Below are 23839 nucleotides of genomic sequence, written 5' to 3'. Positions count from 1 at the left end.
GACAGACAGGCAACCCCTTTCTCATCAACAAAAAAAGAGCCTACACATTCAAATGCAGACTCCCTCCAATCACTTATTTACCGAAAAACGAAGTAACTGTGTTAATCCCGGCTCTAAATTCATTTCACCTTTATGGCGTACGTATACGACTTTATCCCCATCAAATTTCGGAGGGTTTGCTTTACTATACGTATGCCACTCATTCGTTCCTTCTATAGAATACTCCATATATTCAGTTGCACCGACAATTATATTTTCACTATCATCTGCCGTTACATTTGGTGCCATCTGCGCAATTTTTGAATCACTAATTAATAACTTCTTTATATCCTTATCACGTTTGTAATCGTAAGCTGTCACAATTACATCGTTACCATATGCTTTCACTTGTAACCCTTGTTTAAATGAATAGCCATCTGGAGCAGTTTTCTCTCCTCCATTTGGCCCTGCTGACATCCAGCCTGTTTCAATACCGCCCGTATTTACAACAGTGAAACCTTTTTCATCTCCACCTTTAATTTTCTTTTTACCAGCCCAGTCAGGTAAGTTTAAATCCCAATGCGTATGGCTCGTGAAGAAAACAACTTGCGGATAGTCTTTTAATATATCGTACAATTTATCCACGTTTAAATAATCTTGTAAATATGGTGATTGTCTTGATCCCGATACTGTATCAGGTAAAACGTGATGAGAGAAAATGAAGATTGGCTTATTTTTAGCTTTTTGACTGTACTCTTCTAAATTTTGTTTTAACCAACCTAATTGCTCATCACTCATATATACTTCATCCCACATTTTTGAATCGTGGTATTTCATATATTTTTCAGTTCCTAAAAATAGAAGCGGATAACCATCTAATTCTTTTTTATGATATACCTTTTCTTGTCCACTAAATTTCAGATAGCGGTTAAATAAAGTTTCCTCAGTTACACCATTTGGCCATGTACTTTGAGAGAGTTTCCCATCTGCTGTCCATTTACCAGCATAAAACTCATGATTCCCAACAGTAGACCATATATTTTCTGGATGCTTATTTTTATTTAACACACGCATTACATCATCATATTGTGACTGTTGTCCAGTCGGCGTTATATCCCCATTCATAATAAGCGCTCTAGAAAGTGGCGTTACTTTATTCATATCTTTTAATACGTGATCAAAATCTCCTAAATCACCTTGAATGTCACTAATAACATTAAAAGTTGTAGCTGATTTTCGAACTTTCTCTTTCCCTTCCGCATGCACTGAAAAAGTCGGTAATAATGCCGCCATAACTGCTAACGAAGCAACTGTCTTTTTCATACAAATTCTCCCCCTAATAATAGAATGTACAAACTGACATGTTCTGCTCTGTCTTAGGTGCTTGTCCAATTCACATTATAGGAGGAGATTGTAAAGATTGATGGAATGAAAAATTAAGTGTTTTTTAAGAGGTTTTGTCTTTTTTCACACTCCACAATTAGCAATTCGCGCCAATCTAGCTTTCTAGTCTTTAACATTACATAAATGTAAATGAATATGATGAATCTCTTAGTTTAATATGTTGTCTTTTTAATCTCTGTTATATAACCGCCACAAAATATGCTATCTTTTCAAGTTCTTTTTCTTTAATAAACGTTACTCCTCTTTTAATTAGCCTTAAAATTATAAAGTGGCTTAATAATATGTTTAATATCAATTGTTTCTTTTGTATTCTCAATAATTTCATCCATTGGCTTATATACCATTGGTGCTTCATCTAAAGTACTTTCTGCAACAGATGTAGTCCAAACCTCTGTCATTGTATTTTGAAAATCCTCTAAGTTAAGTACTTCTTTCGCCTTCTTACGGCTCATAATACGCCCTGCTCCATGAGGGCCAGAAAAGTTCCAATCTGGATTTCCTTTACCAAATGCAATGATTGAACCATCTCTCATATTGATTGGAATGATTACTCGTTCATCTTTCTGAGCTGAAATAGCACCTTTTCTTAGAATCATATTGTCCATATCGATGTAGTTATGGATTGTAGTGAATTGATCTGTTACTTTCCAATCCATTGTAGTGACGATTTCATCAATCATTGCTTTACGATTTAACTCCGCATATTTTTGTGCAATTTTCATATCATTCATGTAATCTTTAAATCCTTGTCCTTCTAAATAAGCTAATTCTTTACGAATCACCGGTTTCTTAATTTCACGTAAAGCTTCATGTATTTCTTGTTGTCTGCCTTCTTTCGTTAAACGCTCAATCATTTCTTCTTTAATAGATTTAACGTTTATAAGTTGCTCGTAAGCAAAGTTTTGATAATACTCTGCTACTTGTTTCCCTAAATTACGCGAACCACTATGAATAACAATGTATACATTTCCTTCATCATCCTCATTCAGTTCGACAAAATGATTCCCCCCGCCAAGTGTACCAATACTTTTTTGAGCACGTTGCAATGTAAACGGGGCTCTTACACTATCAAAATCAATCATTTTTGAAAATCTATGTTCCTTATCTCGAATACGAAAACCACTTGGGACAAATTTACGTATCGTTTCGTCTAAGTAATCGAAGTTGATTTCCTCTTTTTTCTTATTAATTATAACAACCTCCATGCCACAACCAATATCGTACTTACCTCCCAGTTTCCTGAAAGTGTGGACTATACCTTCTCTACAGTCATCGAGATATGCAGTCTCTACTGTAGGCTCACCGTATTAATTATTCCTCTTCAACTCAAAATGGATGAGGAATAATTCTGTACCTTAGTCTGCTAACATGGTACAAGTCTCTGAACCATTCGATTATGTCACCATAACCACTGGCTGCTGATTGCCCTCGCCTTTTATCGTTAGGGTTCCCAGTCAATTGAGTGAGTAGTTTAAAGTCTGAGCCGATTAGTTAACCCCGACTAAATTAGGAACAATCTTATCTTGAATTGTCATTGTTGTCCCAATCGTGCAACCTGCACCCGCATGTGTATCTGGCATAATACGAATCTTGCTATCCTTTACGAATTCTTGGTTACAAAGATCAATAATTTGACCTGCTGCCGTTTCTTCTACATTCGTAGTATATACTTTTGCTTCATTGTATTTTCCTCGTAATTTCAACATCTTCTATTTCCCCTTTCCTTTAGTTTCTACAAAACATTAATTTATATATATTTATAATTATATTTTCCACCACTACAGCTCATTTCCTTTTTTATAAAAAAAGACACAGAGATTCCTCCCCATGCCTACTAATTTCCTACCTTTTCACCGCATGCACATAATGCACTGTCTCAAAAGCTTTCAAATAATCGTTTCGTCCTTCAAAATATAATTTATTTATGTCTTCTGGCGATAAATGTTCATAAATGAGTAAGCCCGCCTTCTCTAACAGTGCTTCCATTTCGGCGTAAGAAAAACATGATTTCATCGGTTCTCCGCCTACCGCAGCCATTTTTACCATATTTTCAACTCGATTGGACAGTCCCTTTTCCGTAAATAAGTTTTCATCCGGATAATCGAAAACGATAGAACTCCCTACTGGAACTATCTCGAATAAACACTCTATTAAACAAGCAAGCTCCTTTTTCGTTAAATAGTACGTAACACCTAAAAGGCTAAAGAAAGTCTTTTTATGTTCAAATCCTTCATTGCGTAAATGTTCATAGGAAAATCCTTTCGTAAAATCCATTGAAACAAAATGAAGGTTATTTGGAACTTCAAGTTCTACTTCTTTTATTCTTTCCTTCTTAAACGCCTGCGTAGAAGGATGATCCACTTCAAATATTTCTATTTTATTTTCTAATTCTCGGTGTCTAAAACTGAACGTATCTAAGCCTGCACCGAGTATGACGTATTGTTTCGCTCCTAATGTAATTTCATGTAGTAATACTCTTTCACAATATGCGGCACGTGCTAAAGGTGTTGGTGATAACTGAACTTGCGTAATCCATTTTAATATTTCTTTCGGATTGTCTTGAAATTGCTCTGCAATGTCTGTATTGAAAAAATGTATTCCTTGAACCATGTTCGTTTCAATATCGTTACATTCTTTTTGTAAAATGAAATCTTTAGCTACATAATCATCAAAGATTTTAGGATTATCAAATTCACTATGATACGCCCTGCTAAAAGCTGATACTAACGACGTTACACTTGCTTCACCTTTTTTCACGCACATACACTCTCCTTCATTTTCACAACAAAAATAGGGTTCCCCTGGCCAGGAGAACCCTATTATACACCTTATTTTTATATTGGTAAATTATAGCATAAATAAGTTTTTTTGTCAAGTTTTCAACCTACTAACGCTCCAATAATTTGTGTAATCTCTAGCAGGAAGATTTCGATCTACACCGAATATTCCAGTTCATAACAATACAAATGGAGGGCGTCATGAAAAGATTAGTCATCATTACAGTTAGAAAAACACACAGTGGAAAAACTACATTTGCAAGAGCATTAGAAAAAGAGTTACCCCACTCTTTCGTTATGGATCAAGATAATCAAGCTGAATTTATTAACACGCATTACGAAAAATTACAGCCGGCTAAAGGCCCTAATACATTTAAGCACGGTCTTTCAAAATTCATTGTTGATTATGCGAAAGAACATTCAAATTTACACCTTATTATTAGTAACTCCAATCGCAGTAAAAATGGAAGGTTATATTTACTAAACGAATTATTTCCACAGAATGAATATGTACGCATACTCGTTCATTTTGATATTCCAGATGATGTCCTTTACGAAAGAGTAGCTCGAAGCACACGAAGTACGAATATTTTTAGAGGTGGTTATTCTAATTTCAAAGAAGTACTCGATCGACAACGGGCTGAATCGCAACATGAAGATGTGGTCGATCCGATAGAAAACGAGGCTGATTATTTGTTCGTTATTCGTAATAGTAAGGATGTAAACTCTACTATAAAAGAAATTGTTCATCTAGCTAAAGTTTTGTCCCCTACTCCAAAATAAGAGACTATAAGAATTCCATAATGATAGATTATTATGCAAATACTTCCTCTAGACATCGTACATGGTATATAATGATAAGATAATCTACTTCTATATGCTCAATTTTACACAAAACAGCTCATGCATATGAAAGAAAAGAGGTACAAAAATATGAAAACAAAACAAACAATCGCTGCGTCTACACTAGCTTTAGCAATGATTGCTGGCGCAAACTCTGCTCATGCGGAAGTAACTGATGCTACTCCTCAGCAAAGTACGGGAGATCGATTAGCTGAAATTAAGCAACATAAACAAGAGTTAGATGCGAAATTGCAGCAACACAAAGAAAACGTGGATCAAAAGTTGAATGAACTTAACCAAGTTAAGGAAAATGTTGATACGAAGGTTAATGAACTACATGAGCGTAAACAAATTGCTGATGAAAAAATTAACGAAATTAAACAACGTAAAGAAGAGCTAGATGCAAAACTTCAGCAGGACAAACAAATCGCCGAAGATAAAATCGCTGAAATAAAAGAGCATAAAAAACAAGTAGAAGATAAAGTTGCTGAAGTAAAAGAACATAAGCAAAATATCGATAATAAGGTTAATGAGATTAAAGAACATAAACAAACTGTCGATGAAAAAGTGAATGAAATGAAGCAACATAAAGAGAACATCGATCAAAAGGTTAATGAACTTAAGGAAGTAAAAAAACAAGTAGATGAAAAATTAGCTGAGTTAAAGAAAGCGAAACAAACTGCTGAGGACAAACTTGCTGAGTTAAAAGAAAACAAGCCGAATACTGGTAACACGTTAGAGGAACTTAAGAAAATTAAAGGCAATTTAGACAGTCTTTCCGCTAACTTAGAACTAGCTAAACAAGATGTGAAAAACAAACTAGCTGCATTACAAGAAGCTAGACAAGATTTAATCAATAAAATTAACGAAATTAAACAATCAAAACAAACTGTTTCAGACGATTTATCAAAGAAAAAACAAGACTTAGATATTAAAATCAACGACTTTAAACACACTGAGAAAAAAATTGATGACAAATTAGCTGAGATACATACAACGAAGCAAAATGTTGATAACAAGATTAATGAAGTATCACAGTCTAAACAAACGCAAGCAGATAATGGTACTAAAAACAATAACGCTAAAGAACTTCCTAACGCTGGTAGCGAGCAATCAAACAATATGGCTCTAGGAATGCTATCTGTATTAGGCGGTGTTTTATTACTTACTCGTAATAAAATTAAAACGTTATTCTCTAAATAAATCCATTAAAAAAAAAGGAAACCCGCACATACATGTACGGTTTTCCTTTTTTATATTAACTGTCCATCTCTTAGCGTCAATATACGATCACATACATCAAGCATTCTTTCATCGTGCGTAATCATAATGGCTGCTTTTTGGCTCTCTTTCACTTCACGTTTCATCATTTCTACAACTTCACGTGCACGTTTTGAATCTAAGCTAGCCGTTGGTTCATCCGCTAATATTAAATCCGGATTGTTCATAAACGCGCGAGCGATTGCTACCCTTTGTTTTTCTCCGCCAGACAGTTGATTTGGATAATGATTTTTTCTTTCCCCTAATCCAAATGCTGCTAATAAATGATCCGCACGCTTTTCCGATTCTCGTTTGTTTTCTTTTTTTAGCTTTGCAATGTAAAGCAATTGTTCTTTTACATTTAAATATGGAACAAGATTTGCGAACTGGAAAATGAAGCCGATTTTTTTCAAACGAATGTCTGTCATTTCCTTTTCTGATAGCTTCGTAATATTTTGCTCACGAATGTAAATATCCCCTTTTGACGGTGATAATAAAGCTCCCGCGATTGATAATAACGTACTTTTCCCCGATCCAGAAGGACCGACGATTCCGATAAATTCTCCAGCTTTCACATCAAGCGATATCGGATGAAGGGCTATTACTTCCGTATTCCCTTCTCCGTACACTTTACTTACTTTGTCTAATTTTAATAATGAAGTCATTACATCCCGCCTCCAATTGCTTCTAGCGCATCAACTTTTAATACTTGATATAATGAAATAAGTGTTCCTAAAATACTAATGACGATAAAGATTGCTGCATATTGTGTAATCATCGGTGCTGTTAATAAGAACGGCATACCTGCTGGTAAAATTTTCTCTAACCCTTGTACAAGAACGATGCTAATTATCATCGCAACGACTGATAAGAATAACGCCTGCACGACTAAGCTATTTGCTAAATACGAGTCCTTTGTACCAATCGCTTTTAATACGCCTAATTGCTGTGTTTTTTGCAATGTAATGACGTAGAAGAATACACCGATTAATAACGCAGCGATTACAAGTAAGAATGCAATGATCATCGTTAACGTTCCTTGCTCTTCTTTAAACCCTGGAATACTTTGTAGTACTTCTTTTTTATCAATAACGTGAGCATTTTTAATTTCTTTATCTGTATTCAGCGCAATTGCACTATAATCTTTTTGGTTTGGTTGTGAAATAGCACCCCATACGTCTTCATTTACATAAACGACTGGTGTATGGCTAAACATTTGGTCTTTCGTAAATCCAACGATTTTAAATTCTTTTTTTGAAACAGGATCGATAATTGTATCTCCAATATCGATTCCCTTCTCTTTAATCGATTCGTCAGCAACCATTTCGTTATTTGCTGTACCTAATTTCTTACCTTTTACAATGTTCGGCTCTAAAAATGTATCGCGTTCGCTTGAGAAAATAGCGATATCAACCTTTTTCGAACTATCTTTCTTTTCATATGTTGAAACTTTCACACGAAACGGAACAGCCTCTTTCTCGCCTACTTGATTTACTACGTTATCTACATCGTCTTTCTTAATTTGTGAACGGAGTAATTTATTTTCCGCATCATCTGCTAAAACGAACTTATTTGCCTCCATATTTTGAATCGATGAAGCATTATCATATGATAGTCCATTTGCCAATCCTGAAATAACAAGAACTAAAAATGATAATAACACCATAATAAGTCCGATTAATCCATATCTTAATTTTGATTGTTTTAATTCACGCAGAGCTAAAAACATTTCGCTCGCTCCTTCCTCTTTCTTTCTATGCACTTATCATAAAAAAGAATTATGAACGGAATATGAACAGAAGATTACAGAGGATAAGATTTAATTTTCAGAAAGTATTGAAAATAATTGAAATCCTTGATACAATTCAGTCAAATAATCTTGACCGAGTAATTTCATTTAAGGAGTTGATCATTTTGAAGCCCATGTTCACACTAACTACTTATAGCCAACTAAAAGCAATGAGCGATCCACTACGTGTCGAAATGATGATGCGTCTATGCGAACGTCCTTATACAGGACAATTACTATCTGAGAAATTCGGCATTTCAAGGGCGAAAATTCATTATCATTTAAAAGAATTAGAAAAGAACGGTTTTATAGAAATCGTTTATACAGAAGAGAAAAATGGCATCGTTCAAAAGTTTTATCAATCTGTCGCGAAAGGCTTCACCCCTGCCTCAGAACTATTACCTCATTTAGAAATATTAAGCGAATCAGGTCGCCAAATCTTTTTACAAATGACGGAAAGAACGAAAAGCCATATTCTCGCTGCACCAGAAGGAGCCTTTACATTACGAAAAGAAAGCGAAGATCCAGCTGAGTGGAATTACGTTTCATCTTGCTGGGAGTTTGATGCCACGCCAGAACAATTTCAAGTGTGGGTGAAAAAGTTTTATGAATTGATGGGTGAATTAAACGAGATCACAAAAGACGCGGATAAAGATCCAAATAGTAAATCTTACTACATTTCTACTACTGCCCTACAAATCGAAGAACGAGCAATGCAGCGATTTGTGAAAAAAGAAGAAAAATCGTAATACGATTTTTTTTATACAAACGGTCAAATTTATTTTACCGAATAAATTTATCCCGCATTAACGGGCAGTAAGACTCTCACCTCAAAATTCAGCTGGAGCACAGAAGTTAGGTGGGAGGTCAACTGCCCATAAACGCCCTATTGGTTCAACTAATAATCAGTGGGATGAACAAAACCCCACTGATTAAAGTTTCACTTTATTATAAAGGAGTAGATTAAATGGACATATTAAAAAACCGGAATTTCCTCTTATTATTTTTAGGGAGAATTTTTACAAACATAGGAGATAGCTTGTATTATGTAGCGGCGATGTGGCTCGTATATAAACTGAGTGGTAATCCTTTTTATTCTGGATTGGCTGGTTTCCTTACACTATTACCTTCTGCACTTCAATTTCTTACCGGTCCATTCGTTGATAGATGGTCAATAAAAAACACCCTCGTCATCACACAAGTTTTGCAATGCATTCTTATTTTAATCATTCCTATTACACACTACTTCGACCTATTAACAGTCCAACTACTACTCATCATCATGCCAATCGTAGCCTTTATTGAACAATTCGCCTATCCCGCACAATCAAAAGCTTTACCACTTCTACTGCATAAAACACAATTATTAAAAGGAAATTCACTCTTCTCATTTGCATATCAAGGCATTGATTTAATTTGTACGACTCTTTCTGGCATATTAGTAGCACTATTTGGCGCAATCACTTTATATGTGATCGACTCTTTTACATTTGCGATTACCGCCCTGTTGTTCTTTTCATTAAAAATGCCAAAACAAACTGAAGCAGACACACCACTTTCAACTAAGCAATATTTCTCTGATTTAAAAGAAGGCTTTTCAATCGTTTTTCGTTCATTGATGGGCGTCTTCTTAATCGGTTCCGTTGTTGCTAATTTTTCAATTGGTATGACGATGGCAATACTCCCTTCTTTCGCTGATTCTTTAGGCGGTGTGAAATTATATGGTTTCTTTTTAGCCGCTATATCCGCCGGTTGTTTAATTGGAGCACTATTCAGTTCATGGATTGGTAAATATAATGTTGGCCGTGTCTCCATTATTAGCTTTGCCACTGGTGCTTTCTTTTGGTTTCTCTCTACGGTTGTACCGTTTCAATGGTTATCTATTTTTTTATTCGGCTTAGCTTGGATACCAATTGGTGCGACCAACATATTATTTGCGACTATTGGTCAAATTGTAATTCCAAACCAATATCTTGGGCGTATCAATTCAGTCACACGGAGTATGGGCACAATTGCTATGCCGCTTGGCTCTTTAATTGGCGGATACACTGCGAATGTATATAGTAGCCAAATCATTTTTGCGCTCGCTAGCATCGGGATTTTATTCATCTCCCCCGTATGGCTGCTTCATCCAAAATTACGGGCTTTGCCGAAAGCTGATGAAATTACGGCGGATACTTTTGAGCTTCGGTTTAAGGAAGAACAGGTGAAAGGTACTGCTTTGTAACAGAAAGAAAATATTTTCTTTCTGTTACAAAGCTCAAACAAGCATAACCCTATTCGAAATTTCGAACGAAGTTATGCTTGTTTACTTTTTGATGCAAAATAGCACCCTTTAATGGAATAACTAATACGTTCCGTTAACGCTTTGCTGGCCATGCCCCCTGCATTTTCCTTAAATGAATAATTTGGCCTGTATGATAAGCATCATGAAGCATGATGTCCAGTAATTTCTCTTCAAGTGAATTTTGTTCAAGCTCTTTTTCAGAAATCACGCTCAATACCTGTCTTAAATTACGCTGAGCATTTTCAGAACGTTCAACGACTTCCTTCCATTCCGTGTCATCATTAGATTGCTTAGTAAGATAAAAAGTGTCATTACCGTCAAGGTTATGTGCCCATCCATGACCTTCCAAGTTTGCAGCAAGCCTCTCTTTGTAATAAATGAGATGATTAACGTTCTCCCAAATGGTATTCGTTTCCTCACCAGATGGTTTCCACATAGCCTGTTGTAAGTCCTTCTATAGCATGTTTAAACGGTGCATACCAACTCTCTTTATCGAATGTTGAATCTAGTGCGTTTAATAACAAGTCAGTTCGTTTCAAATTAATTTCCTCCCTACACGGTTCAAGTTTTAATACAATCCTTATAACTCTGTAGAGATTCTACATTTTTAAATAAACTTCCTGCTAATCTTATGCCACAAATCGGTCCAATTATGTAATTAAAATGACTCCCATTCTTTCACTTTACACGTATACTAGCGCCCAAAAAAAGAAGAGGCCGTTTCCAAACAGCCTCTTCCATCTATTTCGGAAGCTCCACCCGAACAGTAGTCCCTTCCCCTTTCGTACTATACACTGAAACGTCTCCGTTATGCAGTTCCACAATCTTCTGCACAATCGATAATCCTAAACCACTACCTTCTACGTTTCTCGCTCTTGCCGTATCTACTTTGTAAAAACGATCAAATATACGGTCCATCTCTTCTTTTTCCATACCAATTCCGTTATCAGATATAGAGATAATGACACTAGACTCTAACTCTTCGACGAAAAACTCAATCGTCCCACCATCGTTTGAAAACTTAATGCTATTGGTGAAAATGTTACTCCATACTTGATGAAGTAAGTTTTCATCACCTTTTATAGTGATATCTGGCACATCAAATTCAACGGCAATATCTTTTTCCCGCCATTTCCACTCAAGCATAAAAATGACGTCTTTAATTTGCTTCTGTAGATTGAATTCTCTTATTTGTAGAACCTTTTCCTCTTTATCTAATGAAGCGAGCGTAAGTAACTGTTTACATAAACTAGACATTCGCTTACTTTCACCCTCAATAATTTGTAAGTAATGATTTCTTTCTTCCTCACTCATCTTTTCTGTTTGCAACGTTTTTGAAAAACCTTGTATGGAAGAAAGTGGCGACTGAAATTCATGTGAAACGTTCGAAACGAATTCTTGTCTCATTTCATCTAGTTCTTTAATACTCTTCGTCATCTTTTGGAAGCTTGTAGATAACGTTCCTATTTCATCTTTTCGTTTTACATCTAATTCAATTTCATATTCCCCACTCGCAATTTTTTGCGTAGCCTTCGTAAATTTACGGATTGGGCGAACGATATAACCTGCTGCAATCGCTATAAAGATAATACTTAATAGTACGATAAACCCAAGTAATACCGCTAAGAAAATTCGCATCTCGCCAAATTGGTTCTGAATGTCAGGACGAATAAATAACGCGTACTGTTTATCACCGTGCTTTACCGGTACACCAACACTATTTATTAATTCATTATCGAAAAATCCTGTAATAAAAAGACGCGTTGGATACGTAGAAACACCATTAAACGTTTCTCCTTGCAATACTTTATGAACAGTAGCATCGCTAATAGACGTCTTACGAAACGCATTACCAATACGCTTCCCATTCTTTTGATCATCGACAATATAAATTTCATACCCTAACTTTGCAATAGAATGCAAATACGTCTCTTGATTTTCTTCACTTTGCTTTTCATATAACGATTTAACTTCTTCCGCATACTTTAAAATCTTTTCACTATTATACGGTTTTAACTTCACTTGATAATATACGTTCGTTAATAAAAAGCCGATAATACTACTAAGTAGCATAATGCCGACCGTCATAAATACAAATCTAGAATATAGTGATTTCATCTTATTTCAACTCCAACTTATACCCGAGGCCGCGCACTGTCGTAATTTGAAAATCATCCGTTCGTTTTGAGAAACGATCTCGGAGCCTTTTCACATGAACATCAACTGTTCGTTCATCTCCTTCAAAACCCATTCCCCATACTAATTCAATTAATTCTTCTCTTGAAAATGTTCTTCCAGGATAACTAGCTAATTGTGATAATAACTCAAATTCCTTTAAAGGAAGCAAAATTGTTTGACCGTTACACTTTACTTCTACACCTTTTCGATCAATTGTCGTTCCGTACAACGTAATAATATCTGCACTCAGCATTTGATAACGGCGTAATAAAGCTTTCATACGGAAAATCACTTCAGCTGGTTCAAATGGTTTTACGATATAATCATCTGTACCAGAAATGAATCCTTTTTCTTTATCCACTAACTGGTCTTTCGCAGTTAATAAAATAACCGGTATATCATGATACTTCCGGATTTCTTCACATAACGTATAGCCATCAACGAACGGCATCATAATGTCTACGATCGCAAGATGAATATTTTCCTTCTCTAAAACGTCTTGCGCTACCTTTCCATCTTCTGCTTCAAAAACTTTAAACCCCTCTTTTTGCAAATGGTAATGCAACAACTCTCTAATATGCTTATCATCATCAGCTAATAAAATATGTATCATCTTCATTAAACCCTCTCTTGTTCATCCTTCTACATCCTTACCTTAAGAAACAATTGAATTTTTTGCAAGAAAAAGAAAAAGAATCTATTTTGAAAAAAGATGATTCAAAATAGATTCTTACGTTTTAGTATTAAGATTATTTTAATAAAAAATAAGTTCTAAGCTTTAGAAATATCAACGAATCCTTCTCCAAATACGTCACGAACATCATGTATAGCGATGAATGCAGCCGGATCTGTAGTTTGAACAATCCTCTTTAGCTTCACTACTTCTTGCTTATTGATAACAACATAAAGAATTTCCTTCGGAGTTTTCGTGTAATAGCCATGACCTGAATACACGGTAACCCCTCTGCCCATTAACGTAGTTACCTTCCCGGCAATTTCATTCGGGTTATCAGAAATAATCGTAATGGCTTTCTTCGGATTTAAACCTTCAATTACAAACTCCATCACTTTCGTTGCTACATATAGCATAATAATTGTTATCATCAGTTTTTCTGCACCAATGATGAAATAAGATGAAAACGCAACGATTAAATCGAAGAACAGTAGACCGTAGCTAATGCTCCATCCTAAATACTTATGCGTCATCCTTGCTAAGATGGTAGTACCTGCAGTTGTTCCGCCAACGCGAATGATAAGACCAATCCCGCATCCAATAAATATTCCCCCGAAAATGGCATTTACGAGCATTTCATCCGAAGCAATCGTCCATCCTTCTGTCAAATGAAGGAATAGCGAGTTCGTAACTACAGCGATAATCGTATAAATTGTTGTTATCTTATTTAAAAATTTATAACCGGCTATTAACAAAATTGCATTTAAAATTAAGTTAACTAAGCCCGGTGACCATTCAAATAAATAGTACGTAATAATCGTGATACCTGTTACCCCACCCTCACCAAACTCGTTCGGGATAACAAACAAATTGACACCTAACGCAAAAAGAAATGCACCAATAATAATAAAAATAATGTCTGTCGTTCTTTTTTTCATACAGTACCTCACTTCTTATGTAAATATTTATTCTGCCATAAACTCTCACCATTATATCGTGGAATATTCAAATCGAACAGTGGTTTGTTTTTATTTTAATATAAGATAAAAAATCAACATTATTTATTATGTACTGCAAATAAAGTTTTGATTTCAACCGTAATTTACTCTTAAAAAGAAATGCTAAACATTGACTTGCACAAATTTCAAATAAAAAAGTACCCATCTAATTGTCATACGCAATGAGAATTAGATGGGTACTGCATGATACATTTAGTTTTTACATGTATTGTTTAGAGAAAATTGCAAATAACGACCTATACTCGCCTTATTAAGACCAAATCCATACATCATCATTATTTTCAGCGTTCGTCTTTGCTTCATGAACTTTTTCAATATGATCAACTGTGTTCCAGTTAATAGAAATACCGCCCCAGCCTACATACTTCATATCAATTTTTACTTTCTCACCCACATTAAATACTTGTCCCTTTGTTAAGAAAACATCAATAATCACTTTCTTCCCGTTTAGCGATGGATACTCCACTACGACATATTTAGTAGCACCGTCTCCCTCATCTTCCATCGTTCCTACTTTTGATACTTCCCCAATCACATAATCAGGAGAGCCATCTTCTTTCTTGTGCATGCCTAACTTGTTTGTTGTATTTTCAATTGCAGTTGCAACCATATATTCTGTAAAATTACGCATCATAGATCCAGTAGCTTTAACCTCATCTCCTACTTTCACATTTGAGAAAGTATCCATGTATACACTAACAGGCTCCTCATATTGCTTAGATTTTACGACAATTACACCGTTATCTACTTCTACTACTCGTCCTTCTAACGTCGAGAAATTCGATTCAATAGAAGCGGCACTCGCTTTTGTTAGTTCTAACCCTGGTACATTTGTTCCTGATAATGCTGCGATACCTAAAGCACCTGCTAAAATTATTTTTTTCATACCCATATGTAACATCTCCATTCATGATGATTGTATTTGTTTGATTGGTATCGACCAACCTGTAATCATTATAGTTACAAGTCATAAAAATAACAACCGTTTTCCTCATGCAATGTTGCATACTGTAATTTTCAAATGTAAATTGATTATTCCTATATTCAACACTAAGACTGAATTCTTGAATCCCAGCAGGTAAACGGATTAATGATGAAGAAACTAATTTCATACATCATGTTTTTCAATGATACAGTTTGTATAATCGTAGTCCATTACATTATGTAGCAGCGGAGTTAACATGTTAATAAAACCAAAGAGGTTACAAGCAGGAGATATCCTGGCGACAGTAAGTCCTTCATGAGGAGGCGCAGGTGATTCTGAGATAAGATAACGATATGACAGGGCTCAAATAAATAAAAACACCCCTATAAGATATGACTGTGAATTAGTACTTTTCAAATGATAAAGGGGGATTTACATGTATGGAAGTAACATTTACAGTAAGTAAATGGGATGAAAAACCAATCGATGATACTAAAAAAGATTTCCCTATTAATATTGCACATGTCGAATATGATATTGATGGTGAATTAAAAGGAAAAGCTTTTATTGAATACTTCTTATATTATTTAGACTCAAATATAAATGATGGTCACTTAGCTACTTCTAAAATTTCTGGATTTTTACACTTTGAAGGAATTTATAAGGGGCAACAAGGGACATTTACAGCTATAGAGCAAGAAATATTTGATAAAGAAAATTTAGATTCCCCAGGAACAATTATTAAAGCTACCGGTAACTTAGAAAATCTAAAAGGATCCTATAATTATCAATTTACAGGTCAAACCAGTAAACTAATTTTAGAGTTTGAATGTTAGCAAAATATCCTATAATTTAGTGGAAAGGACACTTCTTGTAATACTAGGAATGTCCTTTTTGTTGACGAGCTTATTCAAGTTAAAAATGAACAGAGTATATTATCAATATACAGCAATGCATATCATTTTCGTTATGGTGGAATTAAAAACCTAAGCCCGAGTGACGTGGCCCCCACCTATTCATTACTTTTTCTACTAACTAAAGAATAATCCCAGAAAAACTCCCCTTCATAACTTCCTTTTCAAGTTTATTCCTACATATAAACATCGCAGTAATATTTGTACGATTTTTTTCATCGGGTTCAAATTGTTCAATGGTTACGTCACAACGAATTGTGTCACCACTAAACACAGGACGTAAAAATTCAAAATCTATCTTGCGAGCTAGTACGTTATAATCACCGCCAATTTTTGTAGGTAGTGTTGATGTTAAAAGCCCTTGTACAACAAATCTCCCCTGCTCATCTGGTGTAACATGATGAACACCTTCATCTTTCGATACTTCCGTAAATAACGCAACATCTTCTTTTGTAAACGTTCGTTCAAAGGTGATTTTTTCGCCTACTTGTAATTTCATCCCATGCCCCTCCTCAAAAACTCTTTTAAAATAAGAAAAACCGAAACTATAATCATTTCGGTTTTTCAAAACTGTAGAAGTCTATATTTACTTTAAAGAATGTACAAACAACCCGCTGCGCAGTTTCGGTTCAAACCACGTTGATTTTGGCGGCATAACTTCTCCAGCGTCTGCGATTGCTAATAACGATTCCATTGATGTCGGATATAGTGAGAACGCTGCTTTATATTCACCGCTATTTACAAGGCGTTCTAGTTCTTCTAACCCGCGGATTCCTCCGACAAAATCAACGCGTGAATCAGATCGCGGATCGTGTATTTCAAGTACTTGGCTTAATAAATGATCTTGCAGAATAGATACATCCAAACCTTTCACGAGATCATTCGCATCAAACGTTTCCTCTTTCACTGTAAGCTTATACCACTTCTCATTTACATACATTCCAAATGTTTTTGGCTCATTTGGTTTATACGGAGAAACAGCCGCTTCTTCTACATAAAAGTATTGCGCTATTTGTTTTAAAAACTGTTCTTCTGATAAACCATTTAAATCTTTTACAACTCGGTTATAGTCCCAAATGGATAACTCATCGTGTGGGAATAAAACAGATAAGAAGAAATTAAATTCCTCTTCTCCTGTGTAATTCGGATATTGTTCTCTTCGCATGATCCCTACTTTTGCAGCTGATGCAGAGCGGTGATGTCCATCTGCAATGTACAGGTTAGGAATATCTTCAAATAAGTTTACTAAACTTGCAATTACTTCTTCATCAGCTATTTTCCAAGCAACGTGCCTAACGCCGTCTTCTGCTGTAAATGTATAGATTGGCGCATGTTCTTCTTTCCAGCTGGCAATGAAATGCTTTATCTCTTCTTTTGTACGATACGTTAAAAAGATAGGACCCGTATTTGCATCACACACATCTACGTGACGAATACGATCTAGCTCTTTTTCATGACGCGTTCTCTCATGTTTTTTAATTGTATCATCTTCATACTCATCAATAGATGTACAAACGACAAGGCCTGACTGCGTTCTTCCCTGCATCGTCAGTTCATAAATGTATAACGCTGGCTCTTCGTCTTGAATGAACACTTCTTCTCGTATAAATCGATTTAAATTTTCACCCGCTTTTTCATATACACGATCATCGTACGGTGAAAGTGCCGGGTCTAAATCAATTTCTGCTTTATCAACATGCAAGAAAGAATATGGATTCCCTTTTACAACTTCCCTTGCCTCTTCACTATTTAATACGTCATACGGTAAAGCTGCCACTTGTGCCGCTTTTTCCTCTACTGGACGAATGGCCCGAAACGGTCGTATTTTTGCCACATTCCTCTCTCCTTTACACAATCATTCGAACGGCTACAACACCTGTAATTTTGCTTATATTTTCTACAATATTCTCTTTTATTATATCATCAATTCCGTTATCGATATCAATCATTGTGTATGCCCAAGAATGTTTACTACGATTAATCATATCGGCAATATTAATATGATGTTCCGCTAAGCATCCTGTAATTTGCCCTACCATATTCGGGACATTTTGATGCATAATTGTAATTCGTTTCTTTCCGATATACGGTAATTCTACGTTTGGATAGTTTACTGAATTACGAATATTTCCTGTCTCTAAATATTCACGTAATTGGCGCGCTGCCATTACTGCACAATTTTCTTCTGATTCAGACGTAGATGCACCGAGGTGAGGCGTCGCTGTTACGTTTTTCATTTTAATCACATTTTCATTCGGGAAGTCAGTTACGTAATGCGCAATAACATCTTCTTCTAACGCTTTTTGAAGAACTTTTTCATCTACAAGTTCTCCTCTTGAGAAATTGAATAAACGCATTCCTTTTTTCATCTTCTCTATAGCGTGTTCACCAATAAGCCCCTTCGTTTGATTGGTAAGAGGAATATGCAGTGTAATATAATCACACGTTGCAAAAATTTCATCAAGGCTAAATGCTCTTTGCACATGTGTAGAAAGGCGCCAAGCTGTTTCAACTGAAATATAAGGATCATATCCAATAACGTCCATCCCTAACGCTAACGCATCGTTCGCAACTAAAGCACCGATTGCGCCAAGGCCAATTACACCTAAACGTTTTCCTGCAATTTCTGATCCAACGAATTGTTTTTTTCCTGATTCAACAAGCTGCGGTACTTCTTCACCCTCTAAATTTTTCGTCCAGCTTACACCGTTAATAATGTTACGTGAAGACATAATAAGGCTGGCGATAATAAGTTCCTTTACTGCATTGGCATTCGCTCCTGGTGTATTAAATACTACAATCCCTTTTTCTGTACATCGCTCGACAGGAATATTATTTACACCAGCACCAGCTCTTGCAATCGCCTTTAAGTCTTTTGAAAAATCTTCTTGATGTAAAGAATAGCTGCGAAGTAAAATACCATCTGGGTGATCCATTCTCTCCCCTACTTCATAACGCTCTCCGCTAAGAACTTGTAAACCTTTTTCCGCAATTTGATTTAACGTTTGAACACGAAACATATCCCCATCTCCCTATCTATTCTCAAGCTCAAATTCCTTCATATAATTTACTAATTGCTGTACGCCTTGTACTGGCATCGCATTGTAAATACTAGCTCGCATACCACCGACTGAGCGATGTCCTTTTAGCGTAACAAGACCGCGTTCTTTCGCTTTTTGTAAAAACTCATTGTTCAGATCTTCTGACGGTGTTGTAAACGGAATGTTCATAAGTGATCGATACGTAGGATCAACTGGTGAAGTAAACAATGTTGATTCATCTAAGAAATTGTAAAGAAGTGAAGATTTCATTCTATTCTGTTCTTCAATCGCAGATACCCCGCCCTGTTCTTTCAGCCACTCTAGTACAAGTTTCGTTACGTAAATACTAAAGGACGGCGGTGTATTATATAAGGAGTTATTTTTGCTGTAAGTTTCATAGTTTAACATCGTAGGACAAGAGCGATCTGCTCCTCCAATTAAATCTCTTTTTATAATTGCAATCGTTAAGCCCGCTGGCCCTAAATTCTTTTGCGCTCCCGCATATATAAGGCCAAACTTCGTAACATCATATTGTTCTGATAAAATATTTGAGGACATATCCGCAACGAGCGGTACTTTATCTAAATGTGGAACTTCTACATATTTCGTCCCCTCAATTGTATTATTCGTTGTAATATGTACATAATCTAGTTTTTCATCGCTCAGTAAACCATCCAATTTAGGAATTGTAGTAAACTTCTCTTTTTCAGAAGAAGCAATCACTTGTACTTCCCCTACTTTTTCAGCTTCTTGCATCGCCTTTTTTGACCATGAGCCAGTCAATACGTACCCTGCTTTTTTATACGTATTCATTACATTTAACGGTATCATAGAGAATTGTAATGACGCACCGCCTTGTAAAAACAATACATCATATTCATTAGGAATGTTCATTAATTCACGAAGTAGGTTACTCGCTTCATCTATAATACTTTGAAAATATGAAGATCGATGACTCATTTCCATAATAGACATGCCTGTCCCGTTATAATTTACAAGCTCCTTTTGCACTTTTTCTAAAACTGGCAAAGGGAGTATTGATGGTCCTGCTGAAAAATTATACACTCTCTCCATCCCCATGATAACCCCCCTATTTCTCATTTTTATTAATTTTTAAACTTTCTGAATTATAACCTAAAATATAATATACGGTCAATTTGTTTTCCACTATTATGGCGTAAGACGCAATGGAATCGCTTGCAAGTGCAAACCTTTTTTTTATAAACATACAAAAAAGTGTTAAGTACATAATCGTACTTAACACTCTAGTAATGAAAGAATAATAGCTAATTGTCCGTAAAGAACCGATCAAAAATTTGATAAATTGCAGAAAGACCAATGAGCCAATAAATAGTGTCCACAAGCGCCGGCATAGAACCAAACCATTTCTCAACTACATTGTAATCTAACGCTACAAACAACCAATTCAAACCGCCAAGAATCACCAAAATTACTGTAAGGTAAGACAAAAATTTCATTATGATTGCCCCCTAGGTGATAAGATGGTGAAAGGCCTTTCACTAGAAATATATGTGGTAAACTTTAAAACTTACCTATTTTATAAAATTTATTTTCGGTACCACCCGCTAATAACTGCCTCTGCTTCTTTACTATGTATTTGATACGCATGCGTACTATCATTAGATCCAATAAACCAAATTGAAAAACCTTTAAAATATGGTTTTGGTTCTAATACGTCACGGTAAGCGCGCCATCCGTTTAATTGTACGTCTTTTGAAAACACATTAGAAACATCTGGATTCCACGGATTTTGCAGTCCAAGTTCACGCGCTGGAACGTTAAATCCACCAAAATAAACAGGCTTTCCTGTTGCTTTATGTAATTGTTCTAGTTGCTGAACAACATTTTGCCCACGATTATATACTGTCGTCGCAAATAAACTTTGCTTCACTTCTTCGTATGATGGATTTCTTTTTCCTGAAACTTCAAACCAACTGTCTATGCTAACAATATCCACCTTTTTTAAATACGGGCGATTGATTTTCTCTTTAAACTTCGCTTCATAAGAAGGGTCCCAGCTTGCTGTTAACCACCAGTTCATTTGATACAAAACATTTCCTTTATACTGATTACGAACAAAATCAATTGTATCGCTCCAGTATCCTTCTGCATACTCCATATTCACGAAATTAGAAGCAATCTTTAGTCCATACACATTGTATTTACTTGTAATGGAATTAAAAATATCTTGCAGAATAACCGTCTTCCAATTCCAGAAGAAATCATTAATGTTACTTGGGTTCCATTCTGTCTCTCCAACATTCCCCTGCTGAATATACGGGAACGGTTCCACTATAACTTGAATATTACGCTTTAATAATTCTTGAATTAAAATAATAGCTTGTTGCTTTTGCGCTTGATTAATTACCATGTTAGTAGAAGTCACATTTGGGATATCTACTTGAATCGGTACATTTACTGTATTTAAATTTAAGCGCTCCACATCCGCTAATACTTTCGCTACATTTCCAACTTCCCATACTGTTACGTTTCCTGATTTGATTTTTCCAGATTGAACAGTATTTACATCTGCCTGTACATTTCCTTGAAAACAAAAAGAAAACAACATAATAAACACTCCTAAAAAACTTATTAAACTCTTATTTTTCTTCACAACTTTCCCCCTATAATTTTTGGCTTTCTTGATTATTTTATACAACGTTTCATATATATTCCACAAAAAATCCAATAAATTTTTATTGATAAAAATGCTATTCATCCTTTATTCACATCTTACTCATACTAAGCTCCTAAAAATAGTAAGATAAATAAAAAAGGAACGGATTTCCGCTCCTTTTTTATCTTTTTACAATTATCAATCTATTTCCCTTTTAGGCTCTACCAACATGATATGAGATTCCTTTTCAGTGAAAGGTTTATGCTCAACGCCTCTCGGGACAATAAACATCTCGCCTTTAGAAATTTTCACCTGTCCATCACGAAAATCGATGAACATCTCCCCTTCAAGCACAATAAATAGCTTATCCGTATTAGGGTGCTCATGCCATATAAAATCTCCATTAGCTTTAAAAAGCTGAATTTGATCGTCATTCATTTCACCAATCACTTGTGGATACCAATAATCGTTAATTTTAGATAACTCGTCATTTAGTTTAATAGGTTGGTAATGGATAATAATCCCTCCTCACTTTCAAATTCCACTATATTACAGTAATATAAGTAAAAAAGTCGTTATTACGCTTAAAAAGAAAATGCTCCGGCCAGAACTTTTCATTCAGATAGTACAAAGGAGTGATTTCAATGAAAGTACTTTCAATCCAATGTTTCCTTTAACTCTCCATAAGTATAGAACAGTGATTTTCAAATAAGAATGGACCCCTGTTGACATTAGTATGGATTATTGATGAACTTCTCGCGATATTTAGTAGGCGAAATGCCAACTCGCTTCTTGAAAACTCTACTAAAATAAAAAGGGTCTGCGATTCCAACAGCCTGCGCAATTTGTTGTACAGGCACATCACTTGTACATAACATTTTTTGAGCCATCTTTATACGATAGTTCAATAAATATTCTGTTGCCCCCATACCTGCATGCTTTCTAAACACGTAAGAAAGACGATTTCGATTAACATTATTTTGTTCTGTAAGCGTATGAATTGTAATATCCTTATAATAGTATTTACGAACGTAACTAGATATTCGTTCGAATAAAGTATGCGACTCATAATTGCTTTCTCTATTGACAACACTTAATAAAGCTTCATTCAACGCTTCGCGAAACAGCATTTCGGTCTGAAACATCGAAATGCCTCCACGCTGATTATATACATCCCAAAGACGCATAAGTAATTCGACAAGACGAGGAGATTGTCCTGTTAATAATTCAAAATGCTGATGAGTAAAGCCAGAGTCTTCTCGTTCTGAATTGCTTATCTGATATAAAACAAGAATATATTCCCAGTTCATTTCACCAAGCATTTTATGGGCTAATGTCATTTTTGCACCCCCATGTATAACTTTTCCTGGGGAAAGAGTATACGGCGTACCATTAAATTGAAATTGCGTCTTCCCTGTAATTGGAAATACAAATCCTGGGAAAGAATCTGTAGACTCAGCAAAAGGCACACCTGGATTTTTAGCATAACGATATACTCCTTCTACTCGGAAAGGAGTATTGGCAAGATACTCTGCTAACTCATTCACGTCCAACTTCACAATACACGCCTCATTTCAATAATAGTTTTCTTGTAATTCGCGAGATTAATTGGTGTACATTCTGGGAAACGCTAAACTAAAAATAGTACATACAACTTAACATGATCTGGTTATTAACCTATAAATATATTATTTTTCATTTATTGACCAAAGTATCCTCCCTATATTATTGATAATGATTTTCATTGTAGTTTGATAAAAAAACATTTGTCAAGTTGGCTGGCCTAGAAAAATGATGAAACAAGGGGAATAGAGGAACAGTTCTGTTGCAAATAATACCTAGTCTTTGTTAACTAATTCCCCTCAAAACTGGAATGATCATGTTAATAGTTGTAATGACTTTATTAGTTACAGCACTTGCAGCATGTGGAAATAATCGTAATCCTGAAGAAGTTGCTACAGCGTATTTCGAAGATGGAAACAGCCTACTATCAAATTAAATGATAGTAGGCTGGCTGTTAAAATTATTTAAGAACTGGGTTATGTTCTAAATGATAAGCTTTCATTATCAAAAAGAGTATTACTAGTTCCCTCCACAAACAAAAACACCCTA

At 35.4% G+C, this 23839-nt stretch carries 23 protein-coding genes and 1 pseudogene; 5 read left to right on the top strand and 19 right to left on the bottom strand.

Going from position 1 to position 23839, the window contains the following annotated elements; genetic code table 11:
• Positions 1 to 69: 69 nt before the first annotated feature.
• The 4 genes from CGQ22_RS21170 to CGQ22_RS21155 all read right to left on the bottom strand — a co-directional run bounded on the left by CGQ22_RS21170 (position 70) and on the right by CGQ22_RS21155 (position 4146).
• Positions 70 to 1302 (bottom strand): DUF4073 domain-containing protein, encoded by a 1233-nt coding sequence (locus tag CGQ22_RS21170; RefSeq protein ID WP_089149263.1) that lies wholly within the window; start codon positions 1300 to 1302, stop codon positions 70 to 72.
• Positions 1303 to 1628: 326 nt separating this feature from the next.
• Positions 1629 to 2588, bottom strand: a complete 960-nt coding sequence (locus CGQ22_RS21165) for an RtcB family protein (protein WP_061884379.1) — start codon at positions 2586 to 2588, stop codon at positions 1629 to 1631.
• 282 nt (positions 2589 to 2870) lie between these two features.
• Positions 2871 to 3089: an RtcB family protein gene (locus CGQ22_RS21160; RefSeq protein ID WP_000916247.1), complete on the bottom strand. Its 219-nt coding sequence runs from the start codon at positions 3087 to 3089 to the stop codon at positions 2871 to 2873.
• A 136-nt stretch (positions 3090 to 3225) separates the two neighbouring features.
• On the bottom strand, positions 3226 to 4146 hold the full coding sequence (locus tag CGQ22_RS21155) for a class I SAM-dependent methyltransferase (protein ID WP_081113975.1): 921 nt from the start codon (positions 4144 to 4146) through the stop codon (positions 3226 to 3228).
• A gap of 215 nt (positions 4147 to 4361) precedes the next feature.
• Here CGQ22_RS21155 and CGQ22_RS21150 point away from each other — a divergent pair, with 215 nt between their 5' ends.
• Positions 4362 to 4943, top strand: coding sequence for an ATP-binding protein (locus CGQ22_RS21150; RefSeq protein ID WP_089149262.1), 582 nt, complete (start codon positions 4362 to 4364; stop codon positions 4941 to 4943).
• Between the two features lie 150 nt (positions 4944 to 5093).
• Positions 5094 to 6206: an LPXTG cell wall anchor domain-containing protein gene (locus tag CGQ22_RS21145; RefSeq protein WP_089149261.1), complete on the top strand. Its 1113-nt coding sequence runs from the start codon at positions 5094 to 5096 to the stop codon at positions 6204 to 6206.
• A 50-nt stretch (positions 6207 to 6256) separates the two neighbouring features.
• Here CGQ22_RS21145 and CGQ22_RS21140 read toward each other — a convergent pair whose 3' ends face one another.
• A complete protein-coding gene (locus tag CGQ22_RS21140; protein ID WP_089149260.1) occupies positions 6257 to 6928 on the bottom strand; it encodes an ABC transporter ATP-binding protein in 672 nt (223 codons plus the stop codon).
• Complete coding sequence (locus CGQ22_RS21135) at positions 6928 to 7992, bottom strand: ABC transporter permease (protein WP_089149259.1); 1065 nt, start codon at positions 7990 to 7992, stop codon at positions 6928 to 6930. The genes CGQ22_RS21140 and CGQ22_RS21135 overlap by 1 nt, the downstream gene beginning before the upstream one ends.
• Positions 7993 to 8177: 185 nt before the next feature.
• Here CGQ22_RS21135 and CGQ22_RS21130 point away from each other — a divergent pair, with 185 nt between their 5' ends.
• Both CGQ22_RS21130 and CGQ22_RS21125 read left to right on the top strand, forming a co-directional pair.
• Complete coding sequence (locus CGQ22_RS21130; protein WP_089149258.1) at positions 8178 to 8801, top strand: ArsR/SmtB family transcription factor; 624 nt, start codon at positions 8178 to 8180, stop codon at positions 8799 to 8801.
• Positions 8802 to 9019: 218 nt separating this feature from the next.
• The gene (locus CGQ22_RS21125; RefSeq protein ID WP_089149257.1) at positions 9020 to 10279 is read left to right on the top strand and encodes an MFS transporter; all 1260 of its coding nucleotides are present in this window, start codon (positions 9020 to 9022) and stop codon (positions 10277 to 10279) included.
• A gap of 133 nt (positions 10280 to 10412) precedes the next feature.
• Here the strand turns inward: CGQ22_RS21125 and CGQ22_RS21120 are convergent.
• The 5 genes and pseudogenes from CGQ22_RS21120 to CGQ22_RS21095 form a co-directional block, all read right to left on the bottom strand.
• Positions 10413 to 10878 (bottom strand): annotated as a pseudogene (locus CGQ22_RS21120) (DinB family protein).
• 202 nt (positions 10879 to 11080) lie between these two features.
• Entirely contained in the window at positions 11081 to 12457 is a 1377-nt protein-coding gene (locus CGQ22_RS21110; RefSeq protein ID WP_089149256.1) for a sensor histidine kinase, read from the bottom strand.
• A gap of 1 nt (position 12458) precedes the next feature.
• The gene (locus tag CGQ22_RS21105) at positions 12459 to 13136 is read right to left on the bottom strand and encodes a response regulator transcription factor (protein ID WP_089149255.1); all 678 of its coding nucleotides are present in this window, start codon (positions 13134 to 13136) and stop codon (positions 12459 to 12461) included.
• Positions 13137 to 13288: 152 nt separating this feature from the next.
• The gene (locus tag CGQ22_RS21100; RefSeq protein WP_000747488.1) at positions 13289 to 14128 is read right to left on the bottom strand and encodes a YitT family protein; all 840 of its coding nucleotides are present in this window, start codon (positions 14126 to 14128) and stop codon (positions 13289 to 13291) included.
• A 331-nt stretch (positions 14129 to 14459) separates the two neighbouring features.
• The gene (locus tag CGQ22_RS21095) at positions 14460 to 15101 is read right to left on the bottom strand and encodes an ATP F0F1 synthase subunit alpha (RefSeq protein WP_074594140.1); all 642 of its coding nucleotides are present in this window, start codon (positions 15099 to 15101) and stop codon (positions 14460 to 14462) included.
• A gap of 473 nt (positions 15102 to 15574) precedes the next feature.
• On the opposite strand from CGQ22_RS21095, the gene CGQ22_RS21090 reads away from it, so the two are divergent.
• The gene (locus CGQ22_RS21090) at positions 15575 to 15970 is read left to right on the top strand and encodes a DUF3224 domain-containing protein (RefSeq protein WP_000454095.1); all 396 of its coding nucleotides are present in this window, start codon (positions 15575 to 15577) and stop codon (positions 15968 to 15970) included.
• Between the two features lie 199 nt (positions 15971 to 16169).
• Here the strand turns inward: CGQ22_RS21090 and CGQ22_RS21085 are convergent, their stop codons facing one another.
• The 8 genes from CGQ22_RS21085 to CGQ22_RS21045 form a co-directional block, all read right to left on the bottom strand.
• A complete protein-coding gene (locus tag CGQ22_RS21085; RefSeq protein WP_089149254.1) occupies positions 16170 to 16547 on the bottom strand; it encodes a hotdog family protein in 378 nt (125 codons plus the stop codon).
• Positions 16548 to 16634: 87 nt separating this feature from the next.
• The gene (locus tag CGQ22_RS21080) at positions 16635 to 17882 is read right to left on the bottom strand and encodes a DUF1015 domain-containing protein (protein ID WP_001063061.1); all 1248 of its coding nucleotides are present in this window, start codon (positions 17880 to 17882) and stop codon (positions 16635 to 16637) included.
• 13 nt (positions 17883 to 17895) lie between these two features.
• Positions 17896 to 19068: a 3-phosphoglycerate dehydrogenase family protein gene (locus CGQ22_RS21075; RefSeq protein WP_061884388.1), complete on the bottom strand. Its 1173-nt coding sequence runs from the start codon at positions 19066 to 19068 to the stop codon at positions 17896 to 17898.
• Positions 19069 to 19080: 12 nt separating this feature from the next.
• Positions 19081 to 20163 carry a 3-phosphoserine/phosphohydroxythreonine transaminase gene (gene serC, locus CGQ22_RS21070; RefSeq protein WP_061884855.1) on the bottom strand — a complete coding sequence of 361 codons (1083 nt, stop codon included), beginning with the start codon at positions 20161 to 20163 and terminating at the stop codon, positions 19081 to 19083.
• A gap of 212 nt (positions 20164 to 20375) precedes the next feature.
• Positions 20376 to 20567, bottom strand: coding sequence for a DUF378 domain-containing protein (locus CGQ22_RS21065; RefSeq protein WP_000670803.1), 192 nt, complete (start codon positions 20565 to 20567; stop codon positions 20376 to 20378).
• Between the two features lie 89 nt (positions 20568 to 20656).
• A complete protein-coding gene (locus tag CGQ22_RS21060) occupies positions 20657 to 21724 on the bottom strand; it encodes a glycoside hydrolase family 113 (RefSeq protein WP_000739766.1) in 1068 nt (355 codons plus the stop codon).
• Between the two features lie 201 nt (positions 21725 to 21925).
• Positions 21926 to 22165 (bottom strand): cupin domain-containing protein, encoded by a 240-nt coding sequence (locus tag CGQ22_RS21055; RefSeq protein WP_000997181.1) that lies wholly within the window; start codon positions 22163 to 22165, stop codon positions 21926 to 21928.
• A 293-nt stretch (positions 22166 to 22458) separates the two neighbouring features.
• Complete coding sequence (locus CGQ22_RS21045) at positions 22459 to 23286, bottom strand: helix-turn-helix transcriptional regulator (RefSeq protein WP_089149253.1); 828 nt, start codon at positions 23284 to 23286, stop codon at positions 22459 to 22461.
• Between the last annotated feature and the right edge of the window lie 553 nt (positions 23287 to 23839).

The organism is Bacillus sp. M13(2017) (genome assembly GCF_002218325.1).
Lineage (GTDB): Bacteria > Bacillota > Bacilli > Bacillales > Bacillaceae_G > Bacillus_A > Bacillus_A thuringiensis_K.
The sequence above is the reverse complement of the archived record's forward strand: the minus strand, read 5'-3'. Positions and strand labels throughout refer to the sequence as shown.

Bases quoted from the DNA above. Each gene is read 5' to 3' on its own strand.
- CGQ22_RS21170 (WP_089149263.1), bottom strand. From the start codon at position 1,302: ATGAAAAAGACAGTTGCTTCGTTAGCAGTTATGGCGGCATTATTACCG.
- CGQ22_RS21165 (WP_061884379.1), bottom strand. From the start codon at position 2,588: ATGGAGGTTGTTATAATTAATAAGAAAAAAGAGGAAATCAACTTCGAT.
- CGQ22_RS21160 (WP_000916247.1), bottom strand. From the start codon at position 3,089: ATGTTGAAATTACGAGGAAAATACAATGAAGCAAAAGTATATACTACG.
- CGQ22_RS21155 (WP_081113975.1), bottom strand. From the start codon at position 4,146: ATGTGCGTGAAAAAAGGTGAAGCAAGTGTAACGTCGTTAGTATCAGCT.
- CGQ22_RS21150 (WP_089149262.1), top strand. From the start codon at position 4,362: ATGAAAAGATTAGTCATCATTACAGTTAGAAAAACACACAGTGGAAAA.
- CGQ22_RS21145 (WP_089149261.1), top strand. From the start codon at position 5,094: ATGAAAACAAAACAAACAATCGCTGCGTCTACACTAGCTTTAGCAATG.
- CGQ22_RS21140 (WP_089149260.1), bottom strand. From the start codon at position 6,928: ATGACTTCATTATTAAAATTAGACAAAGTAAGTAAAGTGTACGGAGAA.
- CGQ22_RS21135 (WP_089149259.1), bottom strand. From the start codon at position 7,992: ATGTTTTTAGCTCTGCGTGAATTAAAACAATCAAAATTAAGATATGGA.
- CGQ22_RS21125 (WP_089149257.1), top strand. From the start codon at position 9,020: ATGGACATATTAAAAAACCGGAATTTCCTCTTATTATTTTTAGGGAGA.
- CGQ22_RS21110 (WP_089149256.1), bottom strand. From the start codon at position 12,457: ATGAAATCACTATATTCTAGATTTGTATTTATGACGGTCGGCATTATG.
- CGQ22_RS21105 (WP_089149255.1), bottom strand. From the start codon at position 13,136: ATGAAGATGATACATATTTTATTAGCTGATGATGATAAGCATATTAGA.
- CGQ22_RS21100 (WP_000747488.1), bottom strand. From the start codon at position 14,128: ATGAAAAAAAGAACGACAGACATTATTTTTATTATTATTGGTGCATTT.
- CGQ22_RS21095 (WP_074594140.1), bottom strand. From the start codon at position 15,101: ATGGGTATGAAAAAAATAATTTTAGCAGGTGCTTTAGGTATCGCAGCA.
- CGQ22_RS21090 (WP_000454095.1), top strand. From the start codon at position 15,575: ATGGAAGTAACATTTACAGTAAGTAAATGGGATGAAAAACCAATCGAT.
- CGQ22_RS21085 (WP_089149254.1), bottom strand. From the start codon at position 16,547: ATGAAATTACAAGTAGGCGAAAAAATCACCTTTGAACGAACGTTTACA.
- CGQ22_RS21075 (WP_061884388.1), bottom strand. From the start codon at position 19,068: ATGTTTCGTGTTCAAACGTTAAATCAAATTGCGGAAAAAGGTTTACAA.
- serC (WP_061884855.1), bottom strand. From the start codon at position 20,163: ATGGAGAGAGTGTATAATTTTTCAGCAGGACCATCAATACTCCCTTTG.
- CGQ22_RS21065 (WP_000670803.1), bottom strand. From the start codon at position 20,567: ATGAAATTTTTGTCTTACCTTACAGTAATTTTGGTGATTCTTGGCGGT.
- CGQ22_RS21055 (WP_000997181.1), bottom strand. From the start codon at position 22,165: ATGAATGACGATCAAATTCAGCTTTTTAAAGCTAATGGAGATTTTATA.